Origin of the sequence: Rufibacter ruber (genome assembly GCF_014138425.1) — a bacterium.
In the GTDB taxonomy this organism is placed as follows: Bacteria; Bacteroidota; Bacteroidia; order Cytophagales; family Hymenobacteraceae; genus Nibribacter; species Nibribacter ruber_C.
Genome location: NZ_JACJIQ010000008.1, coordinates 213,509 through 233,635, shown reverse-complemented (window position 1 = coordinate 233,635; position 20,127 = coordinate 213,509). Strand labels below are relative to the sequence as shown.

Here is a 20,127-nt window from a genome sequence, read left to right as displayed (position 1 = left end):
GACACGTCTTACCAAGACATAACATTGCGTTATCTTTGCATTATGACTACACCTGAGCAAACAGCTTCTGACCTTAGGAAAGCCCAACTGGAGGCTTTTGGCCGGCTGCTGGATATTCTGGACGAGCTGCGCGAGAAATGCCCCTGGGACCGCAAACAAACCATGTCCAGCCTACGCCACCTCACCATTGAGGAGACCTATGAACTGTCTGATGCCATTTTGCGGGAAGACATGCCGGAGGTCAAGAAGGAGATAGGAGATGTGATGCTGCACCTGGTTTTTTATGCTAAGATAGCGTCTGAGCGCGGTGATTTTGACTTAGCTGAGGTGCTTCACGCCCAGTGTGACAAACTGGTGTTCAGGCACCCGCACATTTACGGCGACACCACAGCAGAGACAGAAGAGGAGGTAAAACAGAATTGGGAAAGTTTAAAACTGAAAGAAGGCAATAAATCTGTTTTAGGGGGCGTTCCTTCATCACTCCCTGCCTTGGTAAAAGCCATGCGCATACAAGAGAAGGCCCGCGGTGTTGGTTTTGACTGGGATGAACCGTCAAAAGTCTGGGAGAAAGTAGAAGAGGAAATGCAGGAGTTCCAGGCTGAATTCAACAAACCTCACCTTACCCCTGAAGACAAGTCAAAAGCCACCAGCGAGCTGGGGGACGTCCTGTTTTCACTAATCAACTTTGCCCGCTTTCTGGATCTTAACCCTGAGGAGGCCTTAGAGAAGACAAATCTAAAGTTCATACAGCGGTTCCAGTATTTGGAGGCAGCAGCGGCAAAAGCAGGAAAAAGCTTAAAGCAAATGTCACTGCCAGAAATGGATGCCTATTGGAATGAAGCCAAAACAAAAAGTAACCCAAAGTAAAAGGTTCTAAAAACTTAAACTTAACCAAGAGCCAATTGTAGATTTTGTATTTTTTTATGGGTATTATTTGATATTTTGCGTTTAAATCCCTAGGCTTGTATTTATGTTGCTCCAGAAGGCTTTAATGAAACAAGAATAGATAAAGCCCAAGTGAATTATTAAAGCAGAAAGAGCATTTACTTTTTAACAACAATTATTTTTAACAAACACAGTAACACAAAACAACTAAACCTAAATTTTTAGAACCAATGGAAAAAAAGAGTGCACCTGCAGCTGCAAAACCAGTACAAAAGAGTGAAGGCAAAGCAGGCTCAATGTTTGCAAGCATCGTTATTCCAATAGCAATTATCGCTGCGGTATGTATTTACCTGTTTATCTTGGGTAACCCAGCCAACTTTGAAGGCGGAAACAATGAAAACCACCCACTTCCTGGCAACATGCTAGGTCAGGTTTACAAAGGAGGTTTCATTGTACCAATTTTGATCGCGATTAACATCTTGGTAATCACTTTCTCAATTGAGCGTTTCTTAACCATCAGCAAAGCAAAAGGTGGTAAAGGCCTTGAGTCTTTCGTACGTAGCGTACGCCAGAAAATGAATGTGAATGACATCAACGGTGCTATTGCTATCTGTGACCAACAAAAAGGGTCAGTAGGTAACGTTGTAAAAGCTGGTTTGTTGAAATACCAGGAAATGCACAACGAGCATGGCATGACCAAAGATCAGCGTATCCTGGCCATCCAGAAAGAGATTGAAGAGGCAACTGCCCTTGAATTGCCAATTCTGGAGAAAAACCTGGTAATCATCTCAACTATTGCCTCTGTTTCTACTCTGGTAGGTCTGATTGGGACAGTATTGGGTATGATTAAAGCGTTCGCGGCCCTTGCAACGGCAAGTGGTGCCCCAGACGCAACCCAGCTGGCAAACGGTATCTCTGAGGCGTTGATCAACACCGCTCTTGGTATTACTGGTTCTGCCATCGCTATCATCGCGTACAACTTCTTTACCAGCAAAATTGATGAGTTGACTTACAGCATTGATGAGGCTTCTTACAGCATCATCCAGACGTATGCTGCAAATCATACTGAAAGCAATAGAGCTGTTTAATTGAACTTCTTATTTAGAAGGAACCCAAAATGCCAAAAGTAAAAGTACATAGAACCTCTCCATCCCTGGACATGACCCCCATGGTGGACTTGGCATTCCTTCTGGTAACGTTCTTCATGTTGATTTCGAAGTTCGCACCAGAGGAAGTGCTGGTAGTGGATACGCCTTCTGCAACAACAGAAATCAAAGCCCCAGATGCCAACATTATCACCATTAGCATTGGTAATGATGAGCGGGTTTTCTTTGGTGTAGATGACAAAAACACTAAACTGAGACTGATAGATAAGGTCAGTGAGAAATATGGGGTAGCCTTTACAGATGCTGAGAAGCAGACGTTTTCTACCTTAGCCTCCTTTGGGATGCCTATTTCGCAGCTGAAGTCTTACCTATCCCTGAAGCCGGATGACATGAAAAAGGTGAACCAGCCAGGTATTCCTATTGATTCTGCAAGAAATGAGCTGGGTGACTGGGTACAATTAGCCCGTTATTCTAACCCTCAATCTATTGTAGCCATTAAAGGAGACCAGACGGCAGGATACCCGGTGGCAGGCCGTGTGATTGAAATCTTACAGGATAAAAATGTAAACCGTTTCAATCTGATCACTGACATGGAAGCGAAACCTCGTAACTAAAAGGGAAAAGAAATGGCAGAAATACAACAGCAAGGCGGCGGCGACGAAGGCGGTAAGAAACGGGCCAAGAAAGGCTCTACCAAGGTAGACATGACTCCCATGGTAGACTTAGGCTTCCTGTTGCTTACATTCTTCGTAATGACCACCACCTTGGCTAAGCCGCAGATCATGGAGATCAACATGCCGGTGAAGCCAAAAGACAGAGAAGAGCAGATGGAACTGAAAGCGTCTAATGCTTTCACCATATTGCTGGGAGCTGATAATGGTGTTTACTACTACCGCGGACTGCACCAACCTAACGTAGGCATCATTCCTGCTTTAGAAAAAAGTGACTGGTCTGCAAAAGGAATTAGGAAAGTAGTTGCTGAGTCAATCGCAGCTAACCCTAACCTGGTAGTTCTGATCAAAGCAGATGAGACCTCTTCTTATAAGAATCTGGTAGATATCTTAGATGAAATGGCCATCACTGGAACTCAGAAATACGCTATTGTAGAGCTGGACAACGCAGATGCTGGTTTACTTAGAAAAACTGAAGGAGGGCAATAATGGATAATCAACGTTTAGCAACCGCCACTCTTGATGAAATGGTCTTTGAAGGCCGTAACAAAGAGTATGGAGCCTTCATGCTGCGTAAGCTGTATTACAAGCATGTTAACCGCGCTATTATTATCGCTATCCTGCTTTTCGTTCTCTTCTTGAGTATTCCTTTGATACAGTCAATGTTCAAAGAAGAAGAAGAAGTGATCAAAGCTCCGGTAGTGAAAGTGGTAGACTTAGCAGCTCCGCCATCTGTGGAGAAGGTAGTACCACCACCACCGCCGCCACCAGATGCACCACCACCGCCACCACCAGTGCGTTCTACCGTTAAGTTCACGCCTCCGGTAGTGAAGAAAGACGAAGAAGTTACCAAGGAAGAGATTCCAGACGTAAAGGAACTGCAGAAAACAGATGCAGGAACTGCCACGGTGAAAGGTGACCCTACGGCACCACCTACCTTAGAAGGCATTGAGAACGGGACTGGCCCAGTTGGCCCTGTTCAAGAAGTCTTTGAAGAGAAAGTGTACATTGCCGTTGAGAAAATGCCTGAATTCCCCGGCGGGCAGACTGCTATGATGAAGTACATGGCAGACAAGTTCCGGATGCCATCTGCCGCAACCAGAGCCAACGCCGAAGGTACTGTAGTACTTTCTTTCGTGGTTGGCCCAACTGGTGAAATAAGCCAGATTGAAGTCTTGAAAGGCTTGGGTTATGGTTTAGATGAAGAGGCTGTACGGGTAATCAAGAGCATGCCGAAATGGTCTCCTGGTGAACAAAATGGTCGTAAGGTTTCTGTGAAATATACAGTTCCTTACCGTATTGTGATCAAATAAGGACTCTTCAGCTAAATAGAAAAAACTCCGGAAACCGATGATCACTTGATGATCGGTTCCCGGAGTTCTTTTTTACCAACCTGCCTTGTTCTATTTCTTATCTCTATTTCAAATACAAAAGAGAATGACGTATCAAAGAAGGCCGCCCCAGAAGAAACCTACCAGCGCCTACCATAACATTATGAAATATGTTTCCCTGGTAATGGTGTTCATATACTTTGGTTTTGGCTTGTACGTATTACTGTCAAGCCCAGACCAAATAGCGCTCCCCAAAGAGTACAAAATAATAATAGGTGGTCTGCTCGTTTTCTATGGTTTTATTAGATTTGTAAGGGCTTACCAGGAATATTTTAAAAAGAACAGACGCTATGAGGAGTAGAAGCTTTCTGAAAAACATGTGCATAGCAGGCGCTGTTGCCATTTCTGTCTCTGCCTGTAACACGTCTGGCAGTAAAACGCTTGATACCCCTACCTCTGGGAGTATCACAATAAGTGTTGACGAAACATTTGCCCCCATTATTGAATCTCAAATTCATACGTTTGAGAATCTCTACAAGTATGCCAATGTAGAGGCGGCATATAAACCAGAGGGCCAGGTCATGCAAGATTTAATTAATGACACGGTACGCTTTGTAGTAGCCACCAGACAATTGACCTCTGAAGAAAAACAGGCCTTTGAAAAATTGAAGATTACCCCCAGAATCACCAAAATTGCGGTTGACGGGGTGGCTCTTATCTTACACAAAGACAACAAAGACACTACCCTTACCATGCAGCAGGTACGGGATATTTTCACCGGCACCATTACTTCCTGGAAACAGCTGGACTCATCTGCCCCAGATGCCCCTATCACTATTGTATTTGATAACAGCAACTCCAGCACCTCCAGGTTTATAGTTGACTCTATTAACCAAAAGAAGCCTTTGCCGGGCAATACGTATGCTTCTAGCTCAAACAGTAACCTGGTTGATTATGTAGCGCAGAATAGAAACTCCATTGGGGTAATTGGAGTAAACTGGATCAGTGACCGTGATGACAGCACCACAACCAGCTTCCTGAACAAGATAAACGTAGTGGGAATTAGTACTAAAGAAAAGCCATCTTCTGAAGACGATTTTGTACAGCCTTACCAAGCATACCTGGCCCAAGGAACTTATCCGCTAAGGAGAGAGGTTTTTATAATAAGCCGGGAAGCCCGTGCAGGTCTTGGCACAGGATTTGCATCTTTCATTGCTGGTGACAAAGGGCAACGTATCATTTTGAAATCTGGCCTTGTTCCGGCATCAATGCCGGTACGAATTGTGGGGTTTGCCCAATAAATGCTTAAAAAGTTTTACTAACTCAAAACAAACATACCTAATGATTAAGAACTGGAAAACGTATGGAGTTTTGGCAGCCACCCTGTTCTCGGCTGCTGGAGTCTCAGCCCACAGCTTTAACGGGTTGCGTTCTGGTAGCTTTGAACACATAGCCAATGCCACTTACTCCTCAACATATTCAACTCTTGCTGCACAAGATGCCTCTGCCGCTGACCTTGTAAAACAAGGAAAGGCTGCTCTGGTTCAGAACAAGACTGCTGAGGCGCAGCAATTGTTTGACAGGGCTTTGAAAATGACGAAGTCTAAAGACAACAACATCAAGATCATGATAGGTCAAGCCTATCTTGATGCTGGTGTGAAAGATCTGGCCCCAGCCATTGCTGTCTTAGAAGATGCAGTAAGCAAAGACCAAAAAAATGCTGACGCCTTTGTTCTGCTAGGTGACGCCTATCTGAACCATAAGAACATTGATGGCGGCAAAGCAATGGCCAACTATGATAAAGCCATTGCCTTAAACAGTAAAAGCCCTAAAGCCTACCTGCGTAAGGGACAATTATATGTGCAGTCAAGAAACTTTCCGGCAGCCAAAGAAGCTCTGGAGGCAGCCTTGGCCGCAGATCCTAACTACGCCCCTACGTACTTAGAATTGGCAGAGCTGTATTATAGAGCAAACCAGATGCCTAAAAGCTCTGAGTACATCAAGAAGTATGTTTCTATGGCAGAGAATACGCCAGAGACCCGTGCCAAGTATGCCTCTATTCTGTACCTGACCCAGGATTATACTACTGCCCTACCAGAAATTCAGTCGGTGCTGAAAAGTGACCCAGACAACATTGCGATGAATCGTCTGCTGGCTTACACGTACTTGGATACCAAGCAGAACGAGAAGGCACTGGAAGCCATGAACAACTACTTTGCAAAGTATGATGAGTCTAAGCGTATTCCTTCTGACTATGAGTATTACGCCAATATCTTAGTGGCTAACAAAAAGACGCAGGAGGCTGTAGATGTCATCACAAAAGCAAAACAGCTGGATCCAAAGAACCCATTATATGATGATTTGCTAGCTAAGCAGTATACCACTTTAAAGAACTATCCGAAAGCGATTGAGGCGTATAAGGCAAAATTTGCCGTTACACCACCAAGCAATACAGATTTGTTCTATTATGGCTACACCCATGAACTGAATGAAGATTATAAGACGGCAGATAGTGTATATGCTATAATCACCACTAACAATCCTACCTATGCGTATGGACACCTGTGGAGGGCCCGTGTTAACTCCAACCTTGACCCGGAAAGTACAGAGGGTTTAGCCAAGCCACACTATGAGGAGTTCATTAAGGTAACCTCGGGAGACAAAGAGAAATACAAGAAGGATTTGGTGACAGCCAACAACTACTTAGGGTATTACTATTATCTGAAGAAAGATAAGACAAATGCCACAAAACACTGGCAGGAAGTAAAAGCTCTTGACCCTACCAATGTACAAGCTACAGATGGTCTAAAAGCTTTAAAATAGACTGATCATAAAAAAAGCCCCTCAAAATTGAGGGGCTTTTTTTATGATCAGTTTATAGCCGGTTTTACCTTCTTTTCAGAAAAGTAGCCAATAAACAGACGCAAGGTTTCACTTCTGAATATGTGATTCTGTTAACTGAACCACGCCTTTCAGCAAAGGAAGAATTAAATTAAAATTTCTAAAAGAAGCCTTCTAAAGTGCCCCCTCCTAACTAATAGAATATCCTAAAGACGGAAGACTGGTTTTAGCCTGATATACAAAAAACAGGCCGGAAACAGACATATAGTAAGAGGAGTAATTTGAAGAGTTGTTTCTGTAACCAGGAGAGGAGTCTAGCTTGACGAATGAAAATTGCCCGTATTACAACTAAACAAAGGTCTTTCTGTTTAGTTACTGATTACCTAAATAAACGGATACATTCGCTTCTATCAATTACTACAGAAGCTTCTCAATGATAAACTCGCAAGATTAGAGAACTCTTCAAGCACAAAAAGTAAGGTACTCTGACTTCGGAATAAATACACCTTATTCGTTCATGATTCAGGCTTTTACAAAATATAACTCTGCAAAGCAACCTTAATCTACTTTGGCAGAAGAAGCACCATAATCATCCAACACGTCTCATATAAATATGCACATTGAACCCATCATAACTTGTACCTCTGGCCAACTTATAACCGACTGTTAATTACCTCCCCATATTGCCGCCACCTCTCCAGACCCGTCATAAAATCTGAAGGCAAATCTGAGTTAAACTGGATCTGTTCATGGGTTCTTGGATGTACAAATCCAAGCGACTTGGCATGCAATGCCTGCCGGGGCAATATGTCAAAGGTATTCTGCACAAACGCCTTGTAAGATCCAACCGGCTGGCCTTTTAAGATCTTGTCGCCACCGTACGTGGCATCATTGAATAGTGGGTGCCCCAGATGTTTCATATGAGCACGTATCTGGTGCGTTCGTCCGGTTTCCAGATTACATTTAATCAGGCTGCAATAATGGAAACTTTCCAGCACCTCATAATGCGTGATAGCCGGTTTCCCAAAATCACCGTCTGGATATACAGCCATTACTTTCCTATCCTTTGCACTACGGCCAATATTCCCCACTATTGTCCCTTTAGGTTCTGCCGGGACTCCCCACACCAAAGCGTAATAGGTACGTTCAATAGAATGGTCAAAGAACTGTCTGGCTAAGTGGGCCATTGCCAATTCAGTTTTAGCAATCACCAAAAGGCCAGAGGTGTCTTTGTCTATACGGTGCACCAGCCCTGGTCTGATCTCACCGTTTCTGGAAGTAGGCAGATTCTGCAGATGGTAGACCAAGGCATTCACTAGCGTACCAGACCAGTTATTATAGGCTGGGTGCACCACCATGCCAGCCGGCTTATCTACCAGTAACACATCTTCATCTTCAAAGACAATGTTCAATGGGATATTCTCAGGCAGTAATTCGGTCTCTCGCGGCGGTGTGGCCAATGTAACCGTAATCACATCAAGTGGCTTTACCTTGTAACTGGACTTGATAGGCAGCCCGTTTACGCGCACAGATTCTACTTTGATTGCCTCTTGCAACTTATTGCGGGTTACATTGGGCAACCGGTCCATTAAAAATTTATCCAGCCGAAGCAGCGCCTGCCCCTTATCAACCACAATTCTGTGGTGTTCATAGAGTTCATCAGAGTCAGAACTCTCTACAATGTCCTCTTCATCATACCTGTCGGGCTGCAGCATACTCTGTAGTTTTCTCTGGTTTTGGAAAGTTTAGCGCAAAAATAAAGAGCCGATGGCACAATGCCACCGGCTCTTACTAAAACTATCTAAGAGATTACTTCTTCTTAACAGGTGCGGTAGTTCCAGCAGGCTTAGAAGAAGCCGCAGGAGAAGTTGTAGGAGCAGCACCTTTAGGGGCCGGGGTTACACCTAATTTCTTTAGAACCAGATCTGTGAAATTATTACCGTCTTCCGGGCCATACAAGAGAGCTTCAGCAGTGAAAATGTGGGTATACCCATTTTCTTTAGCGGTTTCATCAATTGCCTTCTGAATTTTATTCATTACCGGCTCTAAAGCAGTCTGCTCTTTCTTTTGAAGGGAAGCGTCTGCATTACGCTGAAACTCCTCAATTTGAGTACGCAGGTTCATCAACTCTTTTTCTCTATCAGCTTTGATTACGTCAGTCATAGTAGAAACACCAGCCTGATAAGCTTTCGCTTTGGCTTCATAATCTTTGTATTTATTCTGAAGTTCTTTTTCAAATTGGCTGCTTGCGGCTTTCAAATCAGATTCAATCTGGCGGCTCTCAGGCAATTGGCTGATAATGTAGTTGGCGTTGGTGTACCCAATCTTTACGGTTCCAGTCTGTGCAAATGAAGCCACACTCACAAGTAAGAAAGCGGCTACCAACAGAGATTTCAATTTGTTCATTGTAAGGTATTAGTTTGTTTAATTGTTTTTCTTTTTAACAGGTGCAGGCTTACGGCCTGGGGTGGCAGGTTTGCTATTTGTGTCATTTCCCCCTGCCGGGATAGGTGGAATGTCAGCCGGGTCATCTACCAGAGCGCCTGCCGGCCTTTCTCCGGGGATACTCATTTCAGGGGTAGTCAAACCTAATTCCTCCAGCACAAATTCAGTATAATCATGTCTAGGGTCTGTATATAGCATCACCACATCCCCTGACTTATCAAACATAAAGTTCAAGCCTCTTTTGCGCACTACCTTCTCAACCGCCTCAAACAATTGGTCTTGCACAGGCCTAATCATTTCCTGACGCCTTTTAAAAAGCGAGCCTTCAAAGCCAAACGTCTTACGTTGGAATTCTCTCAACTCATTCTCCTTCCGGGTAATTTCCTCCTGCCGCTTCACTTTCATATCAGAGGTCAGGAGAATCTCTTCTGCCTGGTAACTCTTCTGGAGTTTTTCCAGTTCAGCATGCATACCCTCCATTTCCTTTTGCCACCCCTGAGAAAGTTTTTCAACTTCAGATTGGGCATGGGCGTAAGCCGGCATTTTACTCAAAATAAATTCTGAGTCTATATAGCCAAAGCGCTGCGCATAAGAAACCTTGCTACACAGCAAGAACAGGCTTATGGCTACAAGATACTTCAGCTTTTTCATTTGTTACACTTATTACAATAACCTTACCAACTTTATCTGATCTGCTGACCAATAATAAAGTGGAACTGCCCACCATTCACACCTGGCCTGCCGGGCACGTCATCTAAGCCCCAACCATAGTCAAACCCAAGTAACCCGAACGCCGCCATGAACACCCTGGCTCCAAGGCCAACAGAACGGTACAGCTTAAAGGGATCATATTCACGGTAAGTACCAAAGTTGTTACCTGCCTCTGCAAACCCAAGAACAAATACTGTAGCGGCAGGGTTCAATGAGATGGGATAACGTAGTTCAGCAACGTATTTGTTGAAAGCTATACCACCCGGTGTCCCCAGCGGAGTAATACTCTCATCTTCATACCCCCGGAGGCCAATATAGTCAGTGGCCACAATAAAACCACCCCCGCCAAGACCAGAACCACCTAACCTAAATCTTTCAAATGGACCAATATTGCTTTTGGAGCTATAAGACCCTATGAAACCAAAGTGGGCTCTTGTATTCAAAACCAGCTTTCCATTGCCACTAAGGGAGTGGAACCAAGAGGCATCAAACATCCACTTATGGAATTCAATCCACTGGAAGTTATTGGTATTATCCTTGAACAGGGAGTAGGGCGGCGTAAAGGTAGCCGTCAACCCAATAGATGACCCCATACGCGGATAGGTAGGTTGGTCAATACTGTTTCTGGAGAAAGAGGTTATAAAGGAGATATTGTTGGCATCTTTCAAATTGGCCGCTTCAGCGTAATTGGGGAAGATTAACGCCCCGTTACTCATATTATATCTGTAGTAAGACAGAGAGTTACTCAGTGTAAAGTTATCATCTGGCCATCTCAATCTACGGCCAAGGCTTGTAGAAACACCGGTAATATCAATATGAGCATCTTCTAACTGCCCCAGGTCATTAGCCTGAGAGAACCGCTGAATTGATTTGCTCAAGCTCACTGTGAAAGCATTAGGTCTGCGTCCGCCCAACCATGGCTCAGTGAATGAAAGGGAGTAAGACTGGTAGCGTTTTCCGTTGGCTTGTACATTCAATGCCAGACGCTGGCCATCACCAGAAGGAACAGGTCTCCATTCTTTCCAGTTGCCTGCTTTTCTGAGGGAAAAGTTGTTCAAGACCAGACCTACGGTTCCAACCGCACCTAGTCCACCACCCCATCCACCGGAAAGGGTAATCTGGTCGTTGGGCCGTTCCTCAACAGTATATTGAATATCAACCGTCCCATTCTCTTGATTAGGAATAGGATTCATGCCAATTTTCTCTGGGTCAAAATAGCCAAGGGTAGCTAATTCACGCTGAGAACGAATCAACATAGCCCGGCTAAAATTCTGCCCCGGCAAAGTACGCAGTTCACGCAGCACCACATGGTCACTGGTCTTAGTATTGCCTTGTATAGTAATCGCATTAATTTTTGCCTGAGAACCTTCACTGATGCGCAGCTCTAAATCAATAGAGTCACCTACCACTGCCACTTCTACCGGCTCAATCTGGAAAAACAGATAACCATCATCCATATACAAAGAAGTCACATCTGTACCTCTGGTTGGATCATAGTTGAGTCGCTTGTCTAGCTCCTCCTTATTGTAAACATCGCCTTTCTCCAAACCGAGCACGCGGTTCAGGACGGCATCATCATAAATGTAGTTCCCCCTCCAGGTAATATTTCTGAAGTAATATTTGTTGCCTTCATCTACCACCAGCCTAATGCCAATACGGTCATCGTTAATTTTATAGATAGAATCAGAGACAATGGTCGCATCTCGGTAACCTTCTTTGTTATAGAAGTCAATCAAGAGCTTTTTGTCTTGCTCATACTCAGATTTCTGAAACTTTGAACTGGTAAAGATCTTATAGAAGCTTTTCTCTTTGGTTTTCTTTAACTGCTTTTTCAGTTTTCTATCACTAAAGGCTTCGTTGCCGGCAATCTCAATATCACCAATCTTCACTTTTTCACCCTTGTCAACTTTTATCTCAAGCGCTACACTGTTGGCAATGACAGAATCCGGCGTCTGTTTGATCACTACCTGTGCATTCAAAAAGCCTTTTTCCTGATAAAACTTCTGCACGGCAGTGCGGGTAGAGTTGAGCAACGCATCTGTCACCACCCTTCCTTTGTTCAAAGAAATCTTTTCCTGAATATCTTCAGCATTTGATTTGGAGACGCCAGAGAACTCAAAGCGGGACAGCCTTGGTCTTTCTGTCAGGAAAAAATCAAGATAAATCTTATCTCCCTCAATTTTAGTGGCTCTCACATCTACCCCACCCAGAATACCTTGGTCCCATAGCTTTTGAATGGCTCTGCCAATAGCGTCTCCCGGAACTTCAATCTCATCTCCAATTTTTAAACCGGTTAATGAAATTAACGTATTAGGATCTAGGAACTTTGCCCCACTTACGGTAATACCACCAATTTCATATTTACGCGGATTCGCGTAATCAATAGAGGCTGCTGCACTGCTGCTACCAACACCAAGCCTGATTTGGGCCGTAGCCGTTACACCAGACATTACTAGAAGGCATAACAGCCAAAAGTACTTACTCATTAAGAATGTGCTTTTTGTAATTGTTCACTTGTTTTGCCAAACCGTCGTTCCCGCTGCTGAAAGGCAAAAATGGCTTCGTATAAATGCTCCTTCCTGAAATCTGGCCACAGCAAATCTGTTATATACAGCTCTGTGTAAGCCAATTGCCACAGTAAGAAGTTACTGATTCGCTGTTCGCCGCTGGTTCTGATTAACAGTTCAGGGTCAGGGATGCCAGCAGTAGTCAGGTGCTGCTGAATGGTTTCTTCAGTAATATGAGCAGCAGACAGTTTCCCTTGTTCTACCAAAGAAGCCACCTGCTTCATAGCATTGACCAGTTCCCAACGGCCGCTGTAACTCAGGGCTAAGACTAACGTCATTCTGGAGTTTTGGCTGGTTAATTGAATAGCCTCCTCCAGCTCTCTCCTGCAGGCATTCGGCAGCGCCTCCCGGTCCCCAATTGCCTGCAGTCTGATATTATTCTTCGTTAAGGTATCCGTCTCCTTCCGGATGGTGTTCACCAACAACTGCATAAGGGCATCTACCTCATATTTGGGTCTTGACCAGTTCTCAGTAGAAAACGCGTACAGGGTCAGGAACTTTATTCCCAGTTCTGCCGCTGCCTCAACCGTATCCCGTACTGCTGTGATAGCATTTTGGTGACCAAATATTCTAAGATTCCCCTTTTTCTTCGCCCACCGTCCGTTCCCGTCCATGATAACGGCAACATGTTGTGGCAAATTGCCTAGATCTAACTTTTCCTTGAGGCTCATTAAAAAGAAATTTCAATGCAATTTAGGAAAAGCCTGACAAATAATACCTATTAAAGAATTCTTGTTCCCTTAATACGAAGAGATTAATTAGAAGGTGGGGCAGTTGATTCTGTAAAAAGTGTAGGAAATACTGATGCCGTTGTAGAAGTACCAGTCTTTGTCATGCTGGTTCATTACCCGCTCATTCTGAAGCGAAAGGTTGTCAAAATCATCTGTAAACAGCATTCTTGCCCCAAACTCCAGCCCCAGGTTCCATCTATGCGACAGGGCATATTTGGCTCCCACTCCTATAGGAACCGCCAAAGCAAATGAGGTACGGTAAGGATCATTACTATTATTATTGGCCGGATAAATAATTTCAGGATTCACCGCAGTGGTTTTGTTGTTATAAACCAAGCCGGCTACGCCCAGGGTAAAGTACGGTGTCCATCTTACCCTTCTCCTGAAATCATAATAGTCCAGAAAATTGTAGTCTATACCTGCGGCAAGCTCCAGCATGCTGGTAGTAACGGTAGCTTTTCTAAAATCAGCGAGCGGATGCCGTTCAGCATACTGCTCATCTTTGGCAGTTATTCGCCCCAGCAGCAAACTTCCCCTCAGGGCAAGCGCGCGGGACATATCTTTTTTATAAAAAACTGTAAGCGCAGGTCTATTGCTCAGGAAACGGTACCTGGGGGCTACATCACCTTTGTACACCACACCTCCAATACCAAGCCCCAGTTCACTGGTGCTGCGCTCCTGCTGTTGGGCACAAACAGGGGCCACAAAAAAAACACTCCCTATTTGAACCAAGGCGCAAATAAGGAGTGTGCGTACGTTCTGTAGAATCATGTACTAATACTCAAATATATCCGGATTAACGGAATTTAGGTCCTCTCACGTTAGGACGCAAAATATACGTTAAGGTTACACCCGTGGTAATATACCAGTCCTTGTCAGATGAATCTCCCCGCTGATCGCCTTTCAGGCCGTAACCACGCAGATGAGGGTAGCCACTAGCATCAGTGACAGGTATATTTCTAGGATTGTCCTGAGGGAGAGATCCCGCCGCGGCCGCGCTTCTATCAGATAAAACAGCAGCAACAGGGTTTAAGTCAGCCTTGTCTGCATAAACAGTACTCACATCATCAATGTAATCAGTGAATGTTTTACGCCACGTAATCTCAAACCCAACATCCCAGCGCTTATCCAATCTGTACTTGACACCCAAACCTACAGGAATCGCAAACTGCACCCGGCTGTATGGTTTTGGATAGCCTTCACCGTTCTCTGCGTACTGACCTTCTGTTCCTAAAGGCTGCAGTTCATACCAACCTGTAGGGATAGCACCTCCGTCATAGTAAGCTTTGGGGTTGTGGTGGAAGACAGCCACCCCGGCAAAGGCATAAGGGGTGAAATCAGGACGCCGCAAGTAGGTTCTGCGGTTTTCAAATAGATCAAACACCGCAACGGTGCTTAACTCCTTGATATCATTTCTAAAGCTTAGATTACGTCTATAGCGTGGCAAGTTTTCACTCTCATCTGGTGAAGCACTTTTGCTGTCATCACCCGTTATACGGCCCCAAGTAAAAGTAGCCCTACCAGAAATCCTGGGGGTAAATTTTCTGGTGAAGAAGACAGACAAACTTGGTCTGGTAGAACTTAAGCGCAAGCTGGTAAAGTCGGCCTCAGGGGTTACATCACCAAAGTAATTCATGGCATTCAAGCTTACCCCTACACTGTTATACAAGTTCCTTCTGTTAAAACGCTGTGCTTCAACCTCCGGCATAGAGGCAAAAACCAAGGTAAGCAAAATCAAAGAAGTAGAGAATATGTTTTTCATGCCATCAACTGTTACTAATAAATCTTTTTTGCAGCACAATTTACTTGTACTGCCACGGGCAAAATTATAACTATTTTTCAATATAAGAAGCAGATATATAGACATTATGAATATATAACTATTTCTTAACCATTTCGTTGGTCCAGTCCCCAGTGCATTTTAGTACGCAAAGTGGTTAAAAAGTTAACCTGATTTAGCTTTACTAATCTTGCATTGAAATCCTCCCGGCGCACCGCTAACTGAATAGAAGCATCTACCGGTCTTGACCTGGAATCTAAAGACACAAGGTACCTGGTACTCCTTCCTTCAATCTCAAACGAAATCACACTTCTGTCTGAGACTACCAGAGGGCGTACATTCAGGTTATGAGGGCATACGGGTGATATGACAAAATTGTTTGTCTGTGGCATCATCACCGGGCCACCGCAGCTAAGTGAATAGCCGGTAGAACCGGTAGGCGTAGCTACAATCAAACCGTCTGCCCAATAGGAGTTCAGATATTCCCCGTCTATGTACGTATGCACCGCAATCATAGATGAAGTATCGCGCTTTAAAATTGAAAATTCGTTCAGCCCGAAGTTTATGCCGTCAAAAACTTCCTGATCACTGTCAAGATGGATCAAAGAACGCTCTTCAATGGTATAATGCCCTTTCAAAAGACCATCAACGGCAGACTCTAATTGGGCATAGGGCACAGACGCCAGAAAGCCCAGACGCCCCATGTTAATTCCCATAATGGGAATCTGCAGCGGCCCAACATACGTGACGGCATCCAGCAAGGTACCGTCTCCGCCCAGGCTGAGCATATGAGAGACATCTTGTAAATTGGTCTCTCGGTTGTAAAAATCAGCTTCAGGGGGAATAGAGAGATGTGGTGTCAGGCATTCAGCAAAGCTCTCTGAGACCGTCACCTGTATACCTTGGCGTAGCAGGATCTCAAAAAGCTGCCGCACAAAGGGCACCACCTCTTCTTTCACTGGTTTACCTATGATTGCTACTTTCATGACAGAGGCTGGTCTGTTAGAGGCTAGGTCTAGTTAAGTCCCAGACTATAAGGAAAGGCACTAGAAGCTACCGCAGTTTTGCTTTGTTTTCAGAAAAAGAGGCCAAAAACAGCTATTGAACCTGACAGCGGCTACAACTGCACTATTTAAATATTCAGATACCGCATGAGCAAATCAAGGCGGTCATTGTCATCTTGGGTTTCTGCGCCGTCCTGGAACTGGGCGGTGATTTTGTAGCCGAACCGCTCCAAGGTAGCCACAATACGGGTCAGGTCAACGGTGTTGATTTTAAGCGTGAGCTTCATCTTGAAGATGTCGGCCTCATCTGGTGAGACGTAGGCGCTCAGGATCTTGGCGTTGTTTGACTCCACCAGCCGGCTGATCTCACTCAAAGAATAGTCACGCTCGGCCATGCAGAGCACCAGAATGCCGCCCTGTCCTTGCATGGCAGACATTTGCCCGAAGGCGGCAATGGTGTCATTCACGGTAATCACGCCCAGGTATTCCTGCAAATCATCTAAGACCGGCACCACCTGAATCTTGTTTTTGATGGCCACTTCCATGACGTTGTAAAAATGCTGGTTCTGCTGCACGTGCACGTGCTCAAAGTCAAACGGAATGTTCTCCAGCACCAGGTCCATGTCTTTCGCCTCCAGCACGTTTTCTTCGGTGACCAGGCCCAGGTATTTTCTGTTCTTGACCACGGGCAGCTGGTTCAACCGGAACTCTTCCATCCAACGCACGGCTTTCTCACCAGAGTCAGAGAGTTTGAGGGGCGGCACCATCTGGTTTATCAGTTCTTCAGCAATCATACAGACGAAGTCTTTAGCAGGAATTTCTCTAAGATACTGTTAAAAGCGTCTGGATGTTCCATCATGGGCGCGTGGCAGCAATGGTCAATAAAATGCAGTTCCGAATTCTGGATTAATCTATTGAACTCATGCGCCACCATGGGCGGCGTGATGGTGTCATTCAGTCCCCAGATTAACAGCGTGGGTGCCTGAATGTTTACCAGGTCCTTGCCCATGTTGTTCCGCTGCGCGGATTTGGCAATAGAAATGATTCTGAGAACCTTGGGGTTGCTGTTGGTGATGTCAAACACCTCGTCAACCAGTTCTTTGGTGGCCACTTTGGGGTCATAGAACGTGTACTCTACGCGCTCTTTCACAAACTCATAGTTGCCGCGCTTGGGGAACGAGCCGCCCATGGAGTCTTCAAACAGGCCCGAGCTGCCGGTGAGCACCAGCCGCTTCACGTGGCTGGGGTTCTTGAGCGTGTACTCCAGCGCCACGTGCCCGCCCAACGAATTTCCTAATAAACTTAAGTCTGACAGTTGCTTGTACGCCACAAATTCCTCTACAAACTCCACCAGCCCGGGCACGCTGGCCTGGGTGAGCGGCATCTCATACAAGGGCATGAGCGGAATCACCACGCGGTAATTTTTCTGGAAATAAGAGACCACGCCGTGCCAGTTACTCAACGCCCCAAACAGGCCGTGCAGCAACAGAAGCACTTCGCCCTGGCCTTCGTCAATGTATTCAAACCCGCCTTCCTTCTTGATTTCCAAGTTCATGTGAGAAAATCGCTTGTATGATTGGTCAATAGAAACAACTATAGAGGTGTAATATTAGCAATATTCAGCCAATTTTTGAGCATCTGCAGTCCGTACTGCGTAAGCGCGGCCTCCGGATGAAACTGCAGCGCATATAAGGGCAAGGTACGGTGCCTGAACGCCATGAGTTCGCCCTCCTGCGTTTGCGCCAGCGGCACAATGGCCTCTGGGGTTTCCTGCAACACCAGCGAATGGTACCGCACCACCTGCACCGTTGGGGGTATTTGGTCAAAGATTGGGTCTTCCGCGCAGCGGATGTGGGAGATTTTGCCGTGCATGGGCCTGATGGCTTTCACCACCCTAGCCCCGAAGAACTGCCCCAGCGCCTGGTGCCCCAGGCAAATGCCCAGCATGGGCAGCCGCGCATGGTAGTGCTCAATGACCGCTGGCATCACACCCGCCTTCTCTGGCGTACCCGGCCCCGGCGACAGCACAATGCCCTTCAGCGGAAGCTCTTGCAGTTCTTCCAGCGGCACATCATTGCGCCGCACCTCCACCTCTGCGCCCAACTGCCGGAAGTAGTCATAGAGGTTGTAGGTAAACGAATCAAAGTTGTCTAAGAGCAGCAGCACAGGGAAGAAACGGGCGGAGGTGGGAAAAAGATATTTCTGTTTTTGGCCTGTTTTGGGGAAAAGAGGCTGGAAACGGGAGGATAGAACGGTAAATGTTAATTACGGATAGCTCCTATAAATCAAACAGGATTTTCAATTTCTTATCTATCTCTGTCTGTTGCATGGTTGAAAGAAAACCCAACTGCCTTTTGATTAAATTCTTCGGTATGGTTACTATTTTGTGAAGCTTAATGACAGAATCAACAGAAAGCCCGGTGGGTTTAAAGTCTTTGCTTTTCTTCTCAATGAGTACGTCAGTTGGTTCAAGCGATGGCGGAAGTTGGCTACTGATAAAGGCAATCACCACATGGTTGTAAAAGCCGATTTCATTGGTCAGGCAGACGGCTGGTCGTACTTTGGCCCCGCTGAAATCATCAAACGGGAAAGGCACCAGTATGATTTTCCCTTTAGTCATGGAACGGCTTGCCGTCGGTGAGTTTGTAGATATCCTCTTGCTCATCCTTCAGGAAATCAAACGCCGGATTACCGGCCATTGCCTTCAACCACAGCTTTTCCTCTTGCTCATCTTCATCAGACAGGAGAATAATCACCTTTACGTTTTTCTCCCTCATCAGCAAAGGATTGTCTAACAGCAGATTTCCTTTCTTATCTATTTTCCCCGTTACCTCAATCGCTCTCATAGTTCTTTCCTTTTGTGTAAGATACGGAAATGGGGATAAAATATTTCATTCTTACTTCTTTGCAAGCTGAATGTTATTTTCTGTTTTCGGCCTGTTTTAGCCAAAACAGGCCGAAAACAGAAACCTCAAGCAAAATCCTCCAACGCCTCTTTCCCGAAGGGAATTACCCATTGCACAAAGGCCCAGGCGTTGGGCGCGGCGTCAACAAAGAAGGGATACACGCTTGACTCGCGGGTGGTCTGGAACATAGTATCTACGCCGGTAGAATGGGCGAAGTACACCAGCAGGCAGATGGCAAAGGCCCACTTCCCGCCGCCCACGGCCGCGCCCAGCAGGTTATCCATCATCCCGAAGGGCGTGAGGTGCACGGCTTTTTTCACCACCACGCCCATGGCGCGCACGGCAAACCCGATGCCCACAAATACCAGCAGATAGGCCACAAATCCGGCCCCGGTGCCCAGCCATTCCTGCACGTACGGCGTGGCCAGGCTCACCAGCTTCACCCCGAAGACCGTGACCACCACCAGCGTCACCATAGACGCCAGCTCCAGCACCACCCCTCTGAAAAAGCCCCGGAAGGCCCCGTACGCCACCGGCAGCAGCAGGAAATAATCAAACGTGCTCAATCTGAGTAAAACTTAGGCGTTCGGGTTGTTGAGGAGCGCGTTCACGGCGCTGGAAATGGCTCTGCCATCGGCTTGGCCGGCCAACTCACGGGAGGCCACGCCCATCACTTTGCCCATGTCAGACGGCCCCAGGGCACCCACGCGCTGAATGATTTCCAGCAGGCGCTCGCGCAGGGTTCCCTCGTCTAGTTGCTGCGGAAGGAATTCCTCAATAATGGCCAGCTCGGCCAATTCAATCTCCTCCAAGTCGGTGCGGGACTGGGCACGGTACACCTCCGCCGACTCGCGGCGCTGTTTGGCGGCTTTGGTCAACAGCTTCAGCTCAGCGTCTGGCGTGAGGGCCTCGGCGGCGCCTTTCTCGGTCTCGGCCAGCAGAATCTGCGATTTGATTCCGCGCAGCGCCTGCAGGCGGGTTTTATCTTTGGCCAGCATGGCTTGTTTGATACCGGCTTCTACTTTTTCTTTCAGGCTCATAGTTTTAAAGTTATTCCGCTCCGGTCAAAGAGCGGCGGTGTGAAAATCATTTAGGCAAGTGCCGCGTAGTTTGTTTTATATTTGCCGAAGAACACGTTTATATTTCCCG

22 protein-coding genes are annotated in these 20,127 nt (G+C 46.0%); 7 read left to right on the top strand and 15 right to left on the bottom strand.

Annotated features, from left to right (window positions below):
- Nucleotides 1–42 precede the first annotated feature (42 nt).
- From mazG to FHS90_RS11615, 7 genes are all read left to right on the top strand, one after another.
- Entirely contained in the window at nt 43–867 is an 825-nt protein-coding gene (mazG, locus tag FHS90_RS11645; RefSeq protein WP_066835106.1) for a nucleoside triphosphate pyrophosphohydrolase, read from the top strand.
- 248 nt (nt 868–1,115) lie between these two features.
- Complete coding sequence (locus FHS90_RS11640) at nt 1,116–1,973, top strand: MotA/TolQ/ExbB proton channel family protein (RefSeq protein ID WP_066835108.1); 858 nt, start codon at nt 1,116–1,118, stop codon at nt 1,971–1,973.
- Between the two features lie 29 nt (nt 1,974–2,002).
- Nucleotides 2,003–2,605: an ExbD/TolR family protein gene (locus FHS90_RS11635; protein ID WP_182513163.1), complete on the top strand. Its 603-nt coding sequence runs from the start codon at nt 2,003–2,005 to the stop codon at nt 2,603–2,605.
- 12 nt (nt 2,606–2,617) lie between these two features.
- A complete protein-coding gene (locus FHS90_RS11630) occupies nt 2,618–3,151 on the top strand; it encodes an ExbD/TolR family protein (RefSeq protein ID WP_066835112.1) in 534 nt (177 codons plus the stop codon).
- On the top strand, nt 3,151–3,975 hold the full coding sequence (locus tag FHS90_RS11625; protein WP_066835114.1) for an energy transducer TonB: 825 nt from the start codon (nt 3,151–3,153) through the stop codon (nt 3,973–3,975). The genes FHS90_RS11630 and FHS90_RS11625 overlap by 1 nt, the downstream gene beginning before the upstream one ends.
- 395 nt (nt 3,976–4,370) lie before the next feature.
- On the top strand, nt 4,371–5,294 hold the full coding sequence (locus tag FHS90_RS11620) for a PstS family phosphate ABC transporter substrate-binding protein (protein ID WP_182513162.1): 924 nt from the start codon (nt 4,371–4,373) through the stop codon (nt 5,292–5,294).
- A 40-nt stretch (nt 5,295–5,334) separates the two neighbouring features.
- Nucleotides 5,335–6,816 carry a tetratricopeptide repeat protein gene (locus FHS90_RS11615; RefSeq protein ID WP_182513161.1) on the top strand — a complete coding sequence of 494 codons (1,482 nt, stop codon included), beginning with the start codon at nt 5,335–5,337 and terminating at the stop codon, nt 6,814–6,816.
- A 671-nt stretch (nt 6,817–7,487) separates the two neighbouring features.
- Here FHS90_RS11615 and FHS90_RS11610 read toward each other — a convergent pair.
- From FHS90_RS11610 to FHS90_RS11540, 15 genes are all read right to left on the bottom strand, one after another.
- Nucleotides 7,488–8,549 carry an RluA family pseudouridine synthase gene (locus FHS90_RS11610; protein WP_182513160.1) on the bottom strand — a complete coding sequence of 354 codons (1,062 nt, stop codon included), beginning with the start codon at nt 8,547–8,549 and terminating at the stop codon, nt 7,488–7,490.
- A 94-nt stretch (nt 8,550–8,643) separates the two neighbouring features.
- The gene (locus FHS90_RS11605; RefSeq protein ID WP_066835125.1) at nt 8,644–9,240 is read right to left on the bottom strand and encodes an OmpH/Skp family outer membrane protein; all 597 of its coding nucleotides are present in this window, start codon (nt 9,238–9,240) and stop codon (nt 8,644–8,646) included.
- A gap of 18 nt (nt 9,241–9,258) precedes the next feature.
- Nucleotides 9,259–9,930, bottom strand: coding sequence for an OmpH/Skp family outer membrane protein (locus tag FHS90_RS11600; protein ID WP_182513159.1), 672 nt, complete (start codon nt 9,928–9,930; stop codon nt 9,259–9,261).
- A 32-nt stretch (nt 9,931–9,962) separates the two neighbouring features.
- The gene (bamA, locus tag FHS90_RS11595) at nt 9,963–12,476 is read right to left on the bottom strand and encodes an outer membrane protein assembly factor BamA (protein ID WP_182513158.1); all 2,514 of its coding nucleotides are present in this window, start codon (nt 12,474–12,476) and stop codon (nt 9,963–9,965) included.
- A complete protein-coding gene (gene uppS / locus FHS90_RS11590; protein WP_066835129.1) occupies nt 12,476–13,228 on the bottom strand; it encodes an undecaprenyl pyrophosphate synthase in 753 nt (250 codons plus the stop codon). Before uppS ends, bamA begins: the two co-directional genes overlap by 1 nt.
- Before the next feature lie 87 nt (nt 13,229–13,315).
- Nucleotides 13,316–14,059 (bottom strand): type IX secretion system protein PorG, encoded by a 744-nt coding sequence (gene porG / locus FHS90_RS11585; RefSeq protein WP_066835131.1) that lies wholly within the window; start codon nt 14,057–14,059, stop codon nt 13,316–13,318.
- Between the two features lie 25 nt (nt 14,060–14,084).
- On the bottom strand, nt 14,085–15,155 hold the full coding sequence (locus tag FHS90_RS11580) for a DUF6089 family protein (protein ID WP_246386934.1): 1,071 nt from the start codon (nt 15,153–15,155) through the stop codon (nt 14,085–14,087).
- 20 nt (nt 15,156–15,175) lie between these two features.
- The gene (locus FHS90_RS11575; RefSeq protein ID WP_182513157.1) at nt 15,176–16,054 is read right to left on the bottom strand and encodes an NAD kinase; all 879 of its coding nucleotides are present in this window, start codon (nt 16,052–16,054) and stop codon (nt 15,176–15,178) included.
- Nucleotides 16,055–16,200: 146 nt separating this feature from the next.
- Nucleotides 16,201–16,866 (bottom strand): CBS domain-containing protein, encoded by a 666-nt coding sequence (locus tag FHS90_RS11570; protein WP_066835137.1) that lies wholly within the window; start codon nt 16,864–16,866, stop codon nt 16,201–16,203.
- Complete coding sequence (locus tag FHS90_RS11565; RefSeq protein WP_066835139.1) at nt 16,863–17,627, bottom strand: alpha/beta fold hydrolase; 765 nt, start codon at nt 17,625–17,627, stop codon at nt 16,863–16,865. The genes FHS90_RS11570 and FHS90_RS11565 overlap by 4 nt, the downstream gene beginning before the upstream one ends.
- 38 nt (nt 17,628–17,665) lie before the next feature.
- A complete protein-coding gene (locus tag FHS90_RS11560; RefSeq protein WP_182513156.1) occupies nt 17,666–18,238 on the bottom strand; it encodes a glutamine amidotransferase-related protein in 573 nt (190 codons plus the stop codon).
- Nucleotides 18,239–18,350: 112 nt separating this feature from the next.
- A complete protein-coding gene (locus tag FHS90_RS11555; RefSeq protein ID WP_066835143.1) occupies nt 18,351–18,692 on the bottom strand; it encodes a type II toxin-antitoxin system PemK/MazF family toxin in 342 nt (113 codons plus the stop codon).
- Nucleotides 18,685–18,918 carry a hypothetical protein gene (locus tag FHS90_RS11550; protein ID WP_066835145.1) on the bottom strand — a complete coding sequence of 78 codons (234 nt, stop codon included), beginning with the start codon at nt 18,916–18,918 and terminating at the stop codon, nt 18,685–18,687. Before FHS90_RS11550 ends, FHS90_RS11555 begins: the two co-directional genes overlap by 8 nt.
- Before the next feature lie 125 nt (nt 18,919–19,043).
- Complete coding sequence (locus tag FHS90_RS11545) at nt 19,044–19,544, bottom strand: CvpA family protein (protein ID WP_182513155.1); 501 nt, start codon at nt 19,542–19,544, stop codon at nt 19,044–19,046.
- Between the two features lie 12 nt (nt 19,545–19,556).
- Entirely contained in the window at nt 19,557–20,018 is a 462-nt protein-coding gene (locus tag FHS90_RS11540; RefSeq protein ID WP_066835148.1) for a GatB/YqeY domain-containing protein, read from the bottom strand.
- Nucleotides 20,019–20,127: the final 109 nt, after the last annotated feature.